This window comes from Burkholderia sp. LAS2 (genome assembly GCF_018417615.1).
Classification (GTDB): domain Bacteria; phylum Pseudomonadota; class Gammaproteobacteria; order Burkholderiales; family Burkholderiaceae; genus Burkholderia; species Burkholderia sola.
In genome coordinates this window covers 1,163,222-1,176,923 of the sequence record NZ_CP071052.1, presented here as the reverse complement: position 1 = coordinate 1,176,923, position 13,702 = coordinate 1,163,222, and the positions used below count along the sequence as shown (strand labels likewise).

Below are 13,702 nucleotides of genomic sequence, written 5' to 3'. Positions count from 1 at the left end.
CCCGCCCCGTTTCACCGAAACCCGAACCGCCGCCGCAGCACGACCAGCGCCGCGAGGCTCAGCACGGCCGCGAACATCAGGTAGAAGCTCGGCGCGGTCTTCATCCCCGTCTCGCGGATCAGCCACGCGATGATGAACGGCCCGAAGCCGCCGAAGATCGTCACCGCGACGTTGTACGCGAGCGACATCCCGGTCGTGCGCGTCTGCACCGGGAACACTTCGGACAACAGCCCCGGCAGCGCCGCGAAGTAGCCGGTCATCAGGAACGCGAGCAGCACCTGCAGCGCGATCAGCGTGCCGAAGCCCGGATGCGCGACGAGATACGCGAACGCCGGGTAGATCAGCACGAGAATGCCGACGGCCGGCGCGATCATCACGCGCACGCGGCCGTAACGATCCGACCAGTGGCCGACGAGCGGCGCGAACGCCATCTGGATCACGCCGACGACGAGAATCGCCGCAAATGCGGCGGACGGCGCGAGGCCGAGCTGCTTCACGCCGTAGGTCGGCATGAACAGCACGAGATAGGTCGCGACGGTGCCGAGCACGACCACGCCCATCGCGGCCACGAGACGCGCCTTGTGCGTCGCGAACGTATCGCGCAGCGGGTTCGCGGTGCCTTCGGCCGCGAGGAATTCGGGCGTCTCGTCGACCTTGGTGCGGATGTAGTACGCGACCGGCCCGAGCAACAGACCGAAGAAGAACGGCACGCGCCAGCCCCACGACGCCATCTGGTCGGCCGTGAGTTGCGCGTTCAGCACGGTGCCAAAGCCCGCGGCGAGCAGCGTCGTGAGCCCCTGGCTCGCGACCTGCCAACTCGCGAAGAAGCCGCGCCGGCCCGGCACGTGCTCGGCGAGGAACGCGGTCGCGCTGCCGAACTCGCCGCCGGCCGAGAAGCCCTGCATCAGCCGCGCGGCGACGAGGATCAGCGGCGCGGCGACGCCGATCGTCCCGTAGGTCGGCAGCACCGCGATGATCAGCGTGCCGGCCATCATCAGCAGGATCGACAGCGTGAGCGCGGCCTTGCGGCCCGCGCGGTCGGCATACGCGCCGAGCACGATCGCGCCGAGCGGGCGCATGAAGAACGACACGCCGAACGTGCCGAGCGTGAGCAGCAGCGACACGGTGTCGCTGCCGGCCGGAAAGAACAGCTTCGAGATCGTCACCGCGAAAAAGCCGTAGACGACGAGATCGAACCACTCGAGCGCGTTGCCGATCGATGCGGCGACCACCGCGCGCCACACGCGCGGCGACGAGGCAATGGAGCTGGACTGCGTGACGGCATGCATCGGCGATCTCCTTGTCGTTGTACGTTCTGTTCGGGGCGGCCGCCGTCGCGCCGTCGGCCTGCCCGGCGCTGCGCGATCCGCTTGGCCACATGCGGCGCTCGGGCGATTATAGGCGCGCAAAAAAAACCGCCGCGCCCCGGTAACGGGAGCGCGGCGGTTGGCCCGCGGCGGCCGGCGCGACGGCCGGCCTCGCCGGCGAATCTTACTGCTGCTTGACCGCTTCGGCCGTGATCAGCAGCTTCGTCTTCATCTTGAAGCCGTACTGCTTGCCGTAGTCGAGGCCGAAATCGTCGCGGCTGAATTCGCCGACCGCGTCGACGCCGCACACTTCACGCTTGAGCATCGGGTGCGGCATGCACTTGAACGAATCGATCTTCAGCGTCAGCGGCTTCGTGACGCCATGCAGCGTCAGGTTGCCGACCACCGACACCGGCTTGTCGCCGTCGAACTTGATCGTGCCCTTGTAGTTCGCCTGCGGGAACTTCGCCGCATCGAAGAATTCGGCCGTCTGCAGGTGCTCGTCGAGCTTCGCGCTGCCCGTGTGGATCGACGCGATGTCGGTCGTCACGTCGACCGTGCCGGTCTTCGCCGCGCGATCGAGCGTCACGGTGCCGCTCGACTTGTCGAACTTGCCGCGCCAGACCGACAGGCCGCCGAAGTGGTCAGCCTCGAAGCTCGGGTACGTGTGGCTCGGGTCGAACTGGTAGGTCGCGCTTTCGGCGAAGGCCGAGAACGACAGCGAAGCGGCCAGCGCGCCGGCGGCGATGATCAGATGCTTTTTCAAACTTTTTCTCCTGGGAACGGCGCCGCGCCCTCGCGCGGCATTCAGTTGACGCGGCAACCCGCCGCTTACTTCGTGGCAACGAGATGGAACTTGATCTGCACTTCGTCCGCGACGATCGACGTGTCCTTCCACTCGCCGGTGCCGACGTTGAAGGCCGAACGCTTGATCGGCAGTACGCCGTCGAACGTCTGCGTCGCGCCGTTCTGCGCGACCGTGACGGGCACCGTGACGGTCTCGGCCTTGCCCTTGATCGTCAGCTTGCCGGTCACGTTGTACTTGTTGCCGCCGGCCGGCGCGATCGCCGACGACACGAAGGTCGCCTGCGGATAGGTCTTCGCGTCGAACCAGTCCTTGCCGGCGACCTGGTCGTTGTACATCTTGTCGCCGAGGTCGAAGCTCGCGACGTCGATCGTCATTTGCGCGCTGCCCTGCGCCGCTTTCGCCGGGTCGAACTTCACCTGCGCGGAAAACTTCTTGAACGCGCCTTCGGTCGGCACGTTCATCTGCTTCGACACGGCGGACACCTTGCTCTTCGCGAGATCGACGTCGGCATGCGCCGCGCCCGACGCGACAAACGCCGCCGCGGCGAACGCGGTCAGCATGGAGCGGGAGAAAGACACTTTCATGGGATCCTTCATTTGGCAAAGGGAAGCATGCGCGACAACAGGCCGTCGCGGTCCAACAGCTGGTGCTTGAGCGCCGCGAGCACGTGCATCGCGACGAGCGCAAGCAGAATGTAATTCAAAGAGACGTGCAGCGTCTTGAAGGTTTCCTTGAGCACCGGATCGGGGTCGATCAGGCGCGGCAGCGGCACGATGCCGAGATAGACGACCGGGATGTTCGACGCCGAGCTATACAGGTAGCCCGTCGCCGGGATCGCGATCATCAGCACGTACAACAGCATGTGCACGCCGTGCGACGCCGCGCGCTGCCACGCCGGCGTGTTGCCCGGCAGCGGCGGCGGCACGTGGGTCGCCCGCCACAGCATGCGCACGACGGCCAGCGCGAACACCGTCACGCCGATCCACTTGTGCCACGAGAAATACTTCAGCTTGGTCGGCGTGAAGCCGGGGATGTCCGTCATCACCCAGCCGAGCGCGAAGCCGCAGACGATCAGCAGCGCGATCAGCCAGTGCAGTGCGATCGCGGTGTGCGCGTAGCGTGCCGGCACGGCCGGCGGCGATTTCGATGCCATCTTGGGTTCCTCAGTTCAGCGAACGGCTGCGCCGGTCAATTCGTCCGACGCACGTCAAGGGCGCCATGCTACCGCAACCTTTTGACGCGCGCGGACTCTGAGGACAGGCGCGCCAGCCGGCTGACGGCTTCCCGCCATGTTACCGACCGGTCACGCAACTCACGATCCTTGACCCACCGAAAAAGCCCTTTTGGTAAGATTGGCGCGGGTTCCGGCCCCGTCGACGCGTTCCCCCGGCCGTCGCGACACCGCCTTTTCCATGCAACGATACGACCTGATTGCCTGCCACGAATGCGACGCACTGTTGCATAAACCGCGCCTCGCCGGCCGCGAGATCGCGCGCTGTCCGCGCTGCGACGCGCTGCTCTATCGCAACAGCACCACGCAGATCGAGCGCATCACCGCGCTGGCGGTCGCGGCGCTCGTCACGTTCATCATCGCGCAGACGTTCCCGATCCTCGAAATGGACCTGAACGGCACGCGCGTACAGACGACGCTGATCGGCGCGATCGACACGCTGTGGCATCAGGACATGGCGATCGTCGGCGTGATGGTGTTCTGCTCGACCGTGCTGTTCCCGCTCGTCGAGATGGCCGCGCTGCTTTACGTGCTGCTGCCGCTCCGCCGCGGCGTCGTGCCGCCCGGCCTCAACCTCGTGCTGCGCACGATCCAGTTCGTGCGGCCGTGGGGGATGATCGAGGTGTTCATGCTCGGCATCGTGGTCACGATCGTGAAGATGGTGAGCCTCGCGCGCGTCGTGCCCGACGCGGCGCTGTTCGCGTTCGGCGCGCTCACGCTGATGACCGCCGTCGTGCTGATGTTCGACCCGCGCACGGTGTGGGACATCGCCGACGACCTGCGCGCCGGCCGCACGCCCGGGCGGCCCGACCCCGCCGCGCCGCTGCCGGACGCGCCCCGCCGATGACGCGCCCCACGCCGACCGCCGCCCGCGAGGGCTATGCCAGCTGCCACGCGTGCGGGCTCGTGCAGACGATCGACCAGCCGCACGCGCATTGCGCGCGCTGCGGCAGCGCGCTGCACGTGCGCACACCGAACAGCATCATGCGCACGTGGGCGCTGCTGCTCGCAGCCGCGATCCTCTACATTCCGGCGAACCTGCTGCCGATCATGCGCACGTCGTCGATCGTCGGGTCGCAGCAGGACACGATCATGAGCGGCGTCATCTATTTCTGGACGTCCGGGGACTGGCCGCTCGCCGTCGTCGTGTTCGTCGCCAGCATCCTCGTGCCGATGCTCAAGCTCGGCGTGCTGACGATCCTCGTCACCAGCGCGCAGCGCCGCGCCGCGTGGCGGCCGCTGCAGCGCACGCGCCTCTACCGGATCGTCGAGCGCATCGGCCGCTGGTCGATGCTCGACATCTTCGTCGTGACGCTGACCGTCGCGCTCGTCCATTTCCGTTCGCTCGCCGTCATCACGGCCGGCCCCGGCGCGCTCGCGTTCGGCTCGGTCGTGATCCTGACGATGCTCGCGTCGATGCAGTTCGATCCCCGCCTGATCTGGGATCCAGTCGAAACCTCAGGGAATCACCATGAATAGTCCACAAGGCCCGCAGCACGACGCGCCCCGGCCGCCCGATCCGACGATCTCGACGAAAAGCGGCTGGCTGCCGTCGCTCGTCTGGCTCGTGCCGCTGATCGCCGCGCTGATCGGCATCGGCCTCGTGATCAAGTCCGTGCGCGAGCGCGGCCCGGAAATCACGATCAGCTTCCATAGCGCCGAAGGGCTCGAGCCGGGCAAGACCCAGGTCAAGTACAAGGACGTCGAGATCGGCACGGTCAAGACGATCAAGCTGTCGAAAGACCTGTCGCGCGTGCTGGTCCAGGTGCAGCTCAAGAAGGAGGCCGAGGATTTCGCGGTCAAGGGCTCGCGCTTCTGGATCGTGCGGCCGCGCGTCGGTGCGACCGGCGTGTCGGGGCTCGGCACGCTGCTGTCCGGCGCGTACATCGGCGTCGACGCGGGTCACGGCCAGGACACGCTGACCGACTTCACCGGCCTCGAGACGCCCCCCGCCGTCACGGGCGACCAGAAAGGCACGCAGTACGTGCTGCGCGGCGATTCGCTCGGCTCGGTCGACATCGGCTCGCCGGTCTACTACCGCCGCGTGCAGGTCGGCCAGGTGGTCGGCTTCTCGCTCGACAAGGACGGCACCGGCGTGACGTTCAACGTGTTCGTCAATGCGCCGTACGACCAGTACGTCGGGCTGAACACGCGCTGGTGGCAGGCGAGCGGCGTCGATCTGCGGCTCGATTCGAGCGGCCTGAAGCTGAACACGCAGTCGCTCGCGACCGTGATCCTCGGCGGCATCGCGTTCCAGACGCCGCCGAACCAGGGCACCGGCACGACCGCGCCGAACAACACGACGTTCCGTCTCGGCTCCGACGAGGGCGACGCGATGCGCGACCCGGACGGCCAGCCGCTGCAGGTCGTGATGAACTTCAACCAGTCGCTGCGCGGGCTCGCCGTCGGCGCGCCGGTCGATTTCCGCGGCATCGTGCTCGGCGAAGTGACGAACATCGGCATCGACTTCGATCCGAAGACGAAGAACTTCCTGATGCCGGTGACGATCAACGTGTATCCGGAACGCCTCGGCCGTCGCTTCCGCGAGACGATCGAGAGCAAGGGCGAACCGGCGCGGCGCGAGATCGTCGAGCGGCTCGTCCAGCACGGGCTGCGCGGCCAGCTGCGCACCGGCAACCTGCTGACGAGCCAGCTGTACGTCGCACTCGACTTCTTCCCGAAGGCGCCGGCCGTGAAGATCGACACGGCCCGCCAGCCGCTCGAGCTGCCGACCGTGCCGAACACGCTCGACGAGTTGCAGCTGCAGGTCGCCGACATCGCGAAGAAGCTCGACAAGGTGCCGTTCGACCAGATCGGCGCGAACCTGAACAGCGCGCTGTCGAACGCCGACAAGCTGTTCAAGCAGCTCGACACGCAGGTCGCGCCGGAAGCGCGCGACACGCTGTCGGCCGCGAAGCAGACCTTCTCGACCGCCGAAGCGACGCTGCAGCAGGATTCGCCGCTGCAGTCCGACGTGCGCGGCGCGCTGAAGGAGCTCACGCGCACGCTGCAATCGCTGAACGCGCTCGCCGATTATCTGGAGCGCCACCCCGAATCGCTGCTCAAGGGCAAGCCAGGAGATAAACAATGACGACACGCGTGAACGGTTTCGCGAGCGGCGCGGCGGCAGTCTTCGCCGCACTCGCGCTCGCCGCGTGCAGCTCGCCGCCCGCGCGGTTCTACACGCTCAGCCCGGCCGACGCCGCGGCGCCGCTGCGCACCGCACCGGCCAACCCGGCGTTCCTGATCGAGGTGCCGTCGGTCGGCGTGCCCGAGCAGGTCGCGAAGAGCCAGCTGGTCGTGCAGAAGAACGCCGCGCAGGTCGACGTGCTCGAGCAGGAACGCTGGGCGTCGCCGCCCGCCGACGAGATCCGCCGCGCGCTGTCGGACGATCTGGCCGCGCAGCTGGGCACGATCGACGTCGCGAATTCCGCGTATCCGGCCGGCGTGCCCGTGTACCGCATCAGCGTGAACGTGCAGCGCTTCGAGTCGTGGCCGGGCAAGCGCGCGGCGATCGACGCCGTCTGGAGCGTGCGCTCGCTGGCCTCGCAGGCCGTGATGACCTGCCGCACGAGCGTCGCGGAACCGGTCGCGGACGGCTACGACGCGCTCGTCGCCGGCCACCGGCGCGCGCTCGACGTGATTGCCGCGCAGGCCGCGGACGCCGTGCGCGCGATGGCCGCCCGCCGCGGCGCGGCGGCCGCGCCCGGCGGCAAGACGGCCGCCGCGCCGGTCGTGCCGTGCCCGGCCAACCCGACGGCCGGCGGCGACGCCAGCGCGACGGGCAAGTCCGGCGCATAAGCGAACGCGACGGCGCGCAGGCGGACGTTCGACACGGCGTTCGCCTGCGCGGTGTCCGGTGTCGGACGGCGCGGCGCGTCCCGTCGCACACGCCGACAGCCGAACGCCATCAGCATGCCACCGCAGCCGGCCTCGAGCACCACCCTGCTCGGCCGGACGGCCATGACATTCTTTGTCAAAAGCCGCCGGAACCCGCGCCATGCAATGCGGTCGGCTTGCGTTTTCCGGCCCGATTGACGATCCTACGCACTTTCAGGCTCGCGCCGTTCGTCGTGCGCGCCAGTCAGCGGCGCCGGGCCGCGTTCGACCCGACCGCCGTGCCTCCCGGCGCCCGCACGCGAATCGCGTGCACCGCGGCGGGGCAGCCGCATCGCGGGTTGCCGCGCATCGTCCGGCCACCGGCCCCGTCTTACCCGTTCTCACCGGCGCCGCGCCGTTTCCCCGGCCGGCATCCCGAACCCGCCCGTCCCGGGCTTTCGCTATTCCGTTTATGTTTCGTTCCCTGACGACCCTGATCAAGAAGTGGCGCGCGTCGCGCAATGCCGGTCACCAGCTCGATGCGCTGCTCGCCAATGCCGATGCCGACGCGTCGTACGCCGAGCGCAGCGAATGGCTGATCGAGCTCGCGCACTGGCTGCGCCGCAACGGCACCGTGCAGGAGGCGCCGGCCGAGCGCGACGCCGACACCCGCGCGTATCCGGCCCATGCGCGGCTGCGCTACCTGTTCCACGTACTCGATCGCAACCCCGCGTGGAAAGCGCACGCGGCGCGCATCCTGCGCGGCATCCTGCGCGAGTGCGACGGCATCTCGCTGCTGTGCGATGCCGGCATGCCCGTGCATTCGGGCTTCTTCGGCGCGCTGTTCGAGCGGATCGACTCGTCGCTGATCCCGCCCGCGCCGAACCGCCGCGAGCTGTCGGCGCTGTTCACGCTGATGTTCCCGACGCCCGAGGACGCGAAATGGATCGACGCGCTGCCCGATGACCTGCTCGCGCGCATCGCCGAGCTGATCTCGTTCGACGTCACCGACGAAGAACGCCACGAGCCCGGCTCGTTCTCGCGCGACCTGCTGGCCGCACTGCACAACCTGACCTGCCAGATCAGCTCGACCGGCCTGTCGCAGACGGTGCGCAGCCGGCTGTCCGACGACGACGCGCGCAAGCCGCTGGAACGCCAGCCGCTCGAATCGCAGCCGTTCTACCGCCTCACGCGCGCGATGCTCGCGGTCGAGACCGCGCACGCGGCCGTCGAGGACGGCGGCGACCCGAGCAAGCTGCTGCACGAGGTGAACTACCTGCGCGTGCTGCTCGACGAATGCCGGATCGCCGTCGACGACGTGTTCGCGCACCTGTACCGCAACGGCGTGTCGGTCGACATCGTGTTCCAGGTCGAGCGGATGCGCATGCGCATCCTGCGCGCGGAAATGCTGCTGAACGCGTGGATGGCGCGCGACGACCTGCGCGGGATGGCGCACCTGACCGCCGAACTCGTCGACGCGAACCAGAGCAGCCAGAGCGTCGCGCATCTGGTGCGCAGCAACTTCTCGCTGTTCGCGCGCAAGCTCGTCGAGACCAACGCGGACACCGGCGAGCACTACATTTCGCGCGGCCGCGCCGAGTACCTGAAGATGCTGCGGATGGCCGCGGGCGGCGGCCTCGTCACCGTCGCGACCGTGTGCGTGAAGTTCGCGATCACGGGCGCGCACCTGCAGTCGATGCTCGAAGGGCTGCTCGCGGGCGTCAACTACGCGGCCAGCTTCATGCTGATGCACTTCCTGCACTTCACGCTCGCGACCAAGCAGCCCGCGATGACCGCGCCGACGCTCGCGCGCGAGCTCGACGACACCGGCCACGACGAAGGCGTGAAGGCGTTCGTCGGGTCGGTGATCGCGCTGATCCGCACGCAGGCGGCCGCGATTTCCGGCAACGTGCTCGTCGTGCTGCCGGTGTGCCTGCTCGTGCAGTTGTTCGCAAGCAACGTGCTGCACGCGAACCTGATCTCGCCGGAGAAGGCGCACGCGACGCTGCACTCGTTCTCGCTGCTGGGCCCGACGCCGTTCTATGCGGCGCTCACCGGCGTGCTGCTGTGGGCGTCGAGCCTGCTCGCGGGCTGGGCCGACAACTGGTTCGTGCTGCATCGGGTCGGCGACGCGCTCACGTACAACCGCCGGCTGCGCCTGACACTCGGCGCGGCCGGCGCCGCGAAGCTCGCGCACTTCTGCCGGTCGAACGTCGCGGGCGTGGTCGCGAACGTCGGCCTCGGCCTGATGCTCGGCCTCGTCCCGGCGATCGTCACCGTGTTCATGTTCCCGTTCGAGGTGCGGCACGTGACGCTGTCGGCCGGCTCGATCGGGGTCGCGCTCGGCGTGCTGGGCAAGGGTGCGCTCGGCACGCCCGAGCTGTGGTGGGCCGGCGCGGGCGTGCTGAGCATGGCGATCCTCAACGTGCTCGTGAGCTTCGCGCTCGCGTTCACGATGGCCGTGCGCTCGCGCAGCCTGCGCCCGACCAAGGTGCGCGCGCTCGTCGCCGCGATCGTCCGCACGGTGCTGTCGAATCCGCTCGCGCTGCTCTGGCCGGCGGCCCACCCCGCCGCGCGCGCCGGCCAGCCGGGCGCGCACTGAGCTGCGGCGGCGCGGCGGCGCGTGCCCGGCCGCCCCTCGCCGCCTTCCCGGCCCGCCCGGCACGCGCGAGCGGCGGCCGCGCCGGCGCCGCCGCGCCGAAACGCCGGCCCCGGTCGCCCGCGCCGCGTACAATAGTGGACTTTTGCACGTCCTCACCCGCCTTATGTCCTCGCCCACCCTGTTCGAATTCTTCGCCCCCTGCCCGCGCGGCCTCGAAGCGGCGCTTGCCGCCGAGCTGGCCGAAATCGCCGGCCGCCACCTGAACGGCGCGCCGTTCACCGCGGGCGCGCAGGTGCCGGGCGGCGTCCATTTCAGCGGCGGCTGGGCCGCCGGCATGGCCGCGAACCTCCATTCGCGGATCGCGAGCCGGATCCTGCTGAAGATCGCGCACGGCCCGTACCGCAACGAGCAGGACGTCTACGCGCTCGCGCTCGAGCAGCCGTGGGAACGCTGGTTCGCGTCGACGCAGACGCTGCGCATCGACATCACCGCGATCAAGTCGCCGCTGAAAAGCCTCGAATTCACGACGCTGCGCGTGAAGGATGCGATCTGCGACCGGATGCGCGAGAAAACCGGTTCGCGCCCGAGCATCGACACCGGGGCGCCGGACGTGCGCGTGTTCGCGTTCCTGACCGTCAACGAATGCACGCTGTACCTCGACACGTCGGGCGAGCCGCTGTTCAAGCGCGGCTGGCGTCTCGACAAGGGTGCGGCGCCGCTGCGCGAGAACCTCGCGGCCGGCATCCTGCGCCTGACGGGCTGGACGCCCGGCACCGCGCTGTACGACCCGATGTGCGGCAGCGGCACGTTCCTCGCGGAAGCCGCGCAGATCGCGCTCGGCGTGGCGCCCGGCGTCGAACGCCGGTTCGGCTTCGAAAAGCTCAAGCAGTACGACATCACCGCGTGGCAGGGGCTGAAGGTTCCGGCGCTCGACGCGAAGCGCGCGGCACGGGCCAAGCGCGGCGACGCGCTCGGCGTGTACGGCAGCGACATTTCCGGCGACATGCTCGAGAAGGCGCGCGCGAACCTCGAGCGCGCCGGCGTGCCGTCGGTGTGGCTCAAGCAGGTCGACGCGCGCGGGATGACGCCGCCGTGCGACGGGCCGGGCATCCTCCTCGCGAACCCGCCGTACGGCGAGCGGATCGAAGTGCGCGGCCGCAGTGCGCGCGGCGAGGTGCGCGAAACCGGCCGCAACCGCGGCAACGACGACGCATTCCGGCGCACGCACACCGACGCGCCGGACAGCGAGTTCTTCAACGCGCTCGGCGATGCGCTGAAGCAGCGCTTCACCGGCTGGCAGGCGTTCCTGCTGACGTCCGACCGTTCGCTGCCGGGCCAGTTGCGGCTGCGCGAATCGGCGAAGACGCCGCTGTTCAACGGCGCGCTCGAATGCCGACTGTTCCGCTTCGACCTGATCGCCGGCAGCGTGAAGGCACGCCCGGCCGCGCCGGAAGGCGACGCCTGACACGCGAACCGGCCGCTGCGGCCGCCTGCTGACACCCAGACGACGCCCGGCACCCGCCGGGCGTTTTTCTTTACGCCGCCGTCCTGCACGTCCCTGCCGCCTCCCATCCGCGCGGGCGCTCCCGCACGACCGGACGCCACCGCCGCCTTTTGTCAGCACCGCCATGACTACTGACAGCACGCTGTCAGCAGCCCCCCGCCACACTGCAATCCCGGCGCAATGCAAGGCTGGTTTCCATCAAGAACCCGAACAACAAGGAGCTCGTCATGACGTCTGCAACTGCCACTGCCACCCCGGAACGCGCGATCGCGTGGTTCGACATTCCGTCCCTCGATTTCGATCGCGCGATCCGCTTCTACGAAACCGTGCTGCAAACCACGTTGCAGCGCGCGGTCATCGGCGGCGTGCCGATGGCGACGTTCGATCGCGACGCGTCGAGCACCGGCGGCAGCATCGTGTTCGATCCGCAGCAGATCAAGCCGAGCGCGAACGGCGTGCTCGTCTACCTGAACGCCGGCGAATCGGTCGTCGCGGCGCTCGAACGCGCGAAGCGCGCGGGCGGCGTCGTGCAGGGCTCCGTCGTCGAGCTGCCGAACAACTACGGCTACGTCGGCTATCTGATCGACACGGAAGGCAACCGCGTCGGCCTGCACGCGCCGAAATGCCACTGAACGCAGCGGTCAGCGGGCCGGCGCGGCGCTATCATCGCGAAGTCCCCGTCGCCCGAGGAATCGAGGTGCTGTCATGACCCGCCGTGCCGACCGCCTGTTCCAGATCGCCGAGCTGTTGCGCGGGCGTCGTCTCACGACCGCGCAGCAACTGGCCGACTGGCTGTCGGTGTCGCCGCGCACGGTCTATCGCGACGTGCGCGACCTGCAACTGTCAGGGGTACCGATCGAAGGCGAAGCCGGCATTGGCTACCGGCTGAACCGCAACGCGAGCCTGCCGCCGCTCACGTTCACGGCCGAGGAGCTGGCGGCGCTCGCCACCGGCGCGCGCATGCTCGAGACCTGGGGCGGCGCGCGCTTCGCGAGCGGCGCGCGCTCGGCGCTCGCGAAGATCGCGTCGGCGATGCCGGCCGACAAGCGCACGGCGCTCGACCGGCTGCCCGTATTCGCGCCGTCGTTCCATATCGACGAGACGTTTTGCGCGAAGGTCGACGCGATCCACCAGGCGATCGACACGCGCCACATCGTCAGCTTCGACTATCGCGACCGGCTCGGCGCGCATTCGCAGCGCCGCGTGTGGCCGCTCGGGCTCGTCTACTGGGGCGGGCGCTGGACGATCGGCGCGTGGTGCGAGCTGCGCGACGATTTCCGCACCTTCGACATCGCGCGGATGGGCGACATCACCGTGCACGAGCAGTTTCCGGACATGGAAGGCCGGCGGATCGCCGACTACATGCGGATCGCGGAAGCACCGATGCGCTGACGCGGCAAGGCGGCGGGCGCACGCCGCCGCCCCTTCGTTTGCCGGGCGCCAGGTGGCGCCCGGCCCCGCTTGCGTTACCCGCCGAACACCACCGGCCGCTTCGGCCGCTCGTCGACGTGCAGCGAAAACACGTCCGCACGCGCGTAGTGGCCGACGACGTCGAAGTCGTAGCGCGCCTTCACGAGCTCGTCGGTGTCGACGTGCGCGGTCACGAGCCCGGCCTCGCCGATCAGCGGCTCGGTCAGCAGGTCTCCAAGCGGCCCGACGATCACGCTGCCGCCGCGGATCAGCGGCCGCTCCGGGTCCCAGCCCGGCACGTCGATGCCGAGCGCGCGCGGCGACGGCTGTACCTGGCACGCGCTCACGACGAAGCAGCGCCCCTCGTGCGCGATGTGCCGCATCGAGCTCTGCCATACGTCGCGCTCGTCGACGGTCGGCGCGCACCAGATCTGCACGCCTTTCGCGTACATCGCGCAGCGCAGCAGCGGCATGTGGTTCTCCCAGCAGATCGCGGCGCCCGCGCGGCCGGCGGCGGTGTCGACGACCGGCAGCGTCGAGCCGTCGCCCTGCCCCCAGATCAGCCGCTCGGTGCCGGTCGGCATCAGCTTGCGGTGCTTCGCGACGAGCCCGTCGCGCGGATCGAAGAACAGCGCCGTGCAGTACAGCGTGCTCCCGCCGCGCTCGATCACGCCGACCACGAGGCTCGCGCCCGTGCGCTGCGACAGCGCGGCCAGCTCGTCGGTTTCCGGTCCCGGCACGTCGATCGCCTGCGCGGCGTAGCGCGCATACGCGTCGCGCCCTTCGGGCAGCCGGTAGCCGAGCCGGGTGCCGAAGATCTCGCCTTTCGGATAGCCGCCGAGCACGGCCTCGGGCAGCACGACCAGCGACGCGCCGCTGTCGCGGATCGCGCTTTCGTAGCCGAGAATCGTGTCGAGCGTGGCGCGCGTGCCGGCGGGCGATGCGCCGATCTGCAGCGCGGCGATGACTGAGGTGGACATATAGGCGTCTCCGATGAGTGGGATGGCGCCATCTTTATCGA

The 13,702-nt window shown here is 69.3% G+C and carries 13 protein-coding genes; 8 read left to right on the top strand and 5 right to left on the bottom strand.

Features of this window, described 5'->3' with window-relative positions:
* Positions 1-11: 11 nt before the first annotated feature.
* From JYG37_RS05495 to JYG37_RS05480, 4 genes are all read right to left on the bottom strand, one after another.
* Entirely contained in the window at positions 12-1,289 is a 1,278-nt protein-coding gene (locus JYG37_RS05495; RefSeq protein ID WP_124555644.1) for an MFS transporter, read from the bottom strand.
* A 202-nt stretch (positions 1,290-1,491) separates the two neighbouring features.
* Positions 1,492-2,073: a YceI family protein gene (locus tag JYG37_RS05490; RefSeq protein WP_006476873.1), complete on the bottom strand. Its 582-nt coding sequence runs from the start codon at positions 2,071-2,073 to the stop codon at positions 1,492-1,494.
* Positions 2,074-2,138: 65 nt separating this feature from the next.
* On the bottom strand, positions 2,139-2,699 hold the full coding sequence (locus JYG37_RS05485) for a YceI family protein (protein WP_050011795.1): 561 nt from the start codon (positions 2,697-2,699) through the stop codon (positions 2,139-2,141).
* Between the two features lie 8 nt (positions 2,700-2,707).
* A complete protein-coding gene (locus tag JYG37_RS05480; protein WP_050011796.1) occupies positions 2,708-3,268 on the bottom strand; it encodes a cytochrome b in 561 nt (186 codons plus the stop codon).
* Positions 3,269-3,527: 259 nt separating this feature from the next.
* Between JYG37_RS05480 and JYG37_RS05475 the strand changes: the two genes are divergently transcribed.
* The 8 genes from JYG37_RS05475 (at position 3,528) to JYG37_RS05440 (ending at position 12,663) form a co-directional block, all read left to right on the top strand.
* A complete protein-coding gene (locus tag JYG37_RS05475) occupies positions 3,528-4,193 on the top strand; it encodes a paraquat-inducible protein A (protein WP_050011797.1) in 666 nt (221 codons plus the stop codon).
* The gene (locus JYG37_RS05470; RefSeq protein WP_050011798.1) at positions 4,190-4,825 is read left to right on the top strand and encodes a paraquat-inducible protein A; all 636 of its coding nucleotides are present in this window, start codon (positions 4,190-4,192) and stop codon (positions 4,823-4,825) included. Before JYG37_RS05475 ends, JYG37_RS05470 begins: the two co-directional genes overlap by 4 nt.
* A complete protein-coding gene (locus tag JYG37_RS05465) occupies positions 4,818-6,437 on the top strand; it encodes a PqiB family protein (protein WP_050011799.1) in 1,620 nt (539 codons plus the stop codon). Before JYG37_RS05470 ends, JYG37_RS05465 begins: the two co-directional genes overlap by 8 nt.
* Positions 6,434-7,147, top strand: a complete 714-nt coding sequence (locus JYG37_RS05460) for a PqiC family protein (RefSeq protein ID WP_213345928.1) — start codon at positions 6,434-6,436, stop codon at positions 7,145-7,147. The genes JYG37_RS05465 and JYG37_RS05460 overlap by 4 nt, the downstream gene beginning before the upstream one ends.
* A gap of 490 nt (positions 7,148-7,637) precedes the next feature.
* Entirely contained in the window at positions 7,638-9,767 is a 2,130-nt protein-coding gene (locus JYG37_RS05455; RefSeq protein WP_213345927.1) for a site-specific recombinase, read from the top strand.
* Positions 9,768-9,930: 163 nt separating this feature from the next.
* Complete coding sequence (locus tag JYG37_RS05450) at positions 9,931-11,232, top strand: THUMP domain-containing class I SAM-dependent RNA methyltransferase (protein WP_050013791.1); 1,302 nt, start codon at positions 9,931-9,933, stop codon at positions 11,230-11,232.
* A 266-nt stretch (positions 11,233-11,498) separates the two neighbouring features.
* Positions 11,499-11,903 (top strand): VOC family protein, encoded by a 405-nt coding sequence (locus tag JYG37_RS05445; RefSeq protein ID WP_006476880.1) that lies wholly within the window; start codon positions 11,499-11,501, stop codon positions 11,901-11,903.
* A gap of 73 nt (positions 11,904-11,976) precedes the next feature.
* Positions 11,977-12,663 carry a helix-turn-helix transcriptional regulator gene (locus JYG37_RS05440; protein WP_006497518.1) on the top strand — a complete coding sequence of 229 codons (687 nt, stop codon included), beginning with the start codon at positions 11,977-11,979 and terminating at the stop codon, positions 12,661-12,663.
* A gap of 74 nt (positions 12,664-12,737) precedes the next feature.
* Here JYG37_RS05440 and JYG37_RS05435 read toward each other — a convergent pair whose 3' ends face one another.
* Positions 12,738-13,661, bottom strand: coding sequence for a carbon-nitrogen hydrolase family protein (locus JYG37_RS05435; protein WP_050013792.1), 924 nt, complete (start codon positions 13,659-13,661; stop codon positions 12,738-12,740).
* Positions 13,662-13,702: the final 41 nt, after the last annotated feature.

What these genes read in the sequence shown, in the direction of transcription:
- JYG37_RS05495 (WP_124555644.1), bottom strand. Translation starts at nt 1,289, where the DNA reads ATGCATGCCGTCACGCAGTCCAGCTCCATTGCCTCGTCGCCGCGCGTG.
- JYG37_RS05485 (WP_050011795.1), bottom strand. Translation starts at nt 2,699, where the DNA reads ATGAAAGTGTCTTTCTCCCGCTCCATGCTGACCGCGTTCGCCGCGGCG.
- JYG37_RS05480 (WP_050011796.1), bottom strand. Translation starts at nt 3,268, where the DNA reads ATGGCATCGAAATCGCCGCCGGCCGTGCCGGCACGCTACGCGCACACC.
- JYG37_RS05475 (WP_050011797.1), top strand. Translation starts at nt 3,528, where the DNA reads ATGCAACGATACGACCTGATTGCCTGCCACGAATGCGACGCACTGTTG.
- JYG37_RS05470 (WP_050011798.1), top strand. Translation starts at nt 4,190, where the DNA reads ATGACGCGCCCCACGCCGACCGCCGCCCGCGAGGGCTATGCCAGCTGC.
- JYG37_RS05465 (WP_050011799.1), top strand. Translation starts at nt 4,818, where the DNA reads ATGAATAGTCCACAAGGCCCGCAGCACGACGCGCCCCGGCCGCCCGAT.
- JYG37_RS05460 (WP_213345928.1), top strand. Translation starts at nt 6,434, where the DNA reads ATGACGACACGCGTGAACGGTTTCGCGAGCGGCGCGGCGGCAGTCTTC.
- JYG37_RS05455 (WP_213345927.1), top strand. Translation starts at nt 7,638, where the DNA reads ATGTTTCGTTCCCTGACGACCCTGATCAAGAAGTGGCGCGCGTCGCGC.
- JYG37_RS05450 (WP_050013791.1), top strand. Translation starts at nt 9,931, where the DNA reads ATGTCCTCGCCCACCCTGTTCGAATTCTTCGCCCCCTGCCCGCGCGGC.
- JYG37_RS05445 (WP_006476880.1), top strand. Translation starts at nt 11,499, where the DNA reads ATGACGTCTGCAACTGCCACTGCCACCCCGGAACGCGCGATCGCGTGG.
- JYG37_RS05440 (WP_006497518.1), top strand. Translation starts at nt 11,977, where the DNA reads ATGACCCGCCGTGCCGACCGCCTGTTCCAGATCGCCGAGCTGTTGCGC.
- JYG37_RS05435 (WP_050013792.1), bottom strand. Translation starts at nt 13,661, where the DNA reads ATGTCCACCTCAGTCATCGCCGCGCTGCAGATCGGCGCATCGCCCGCC.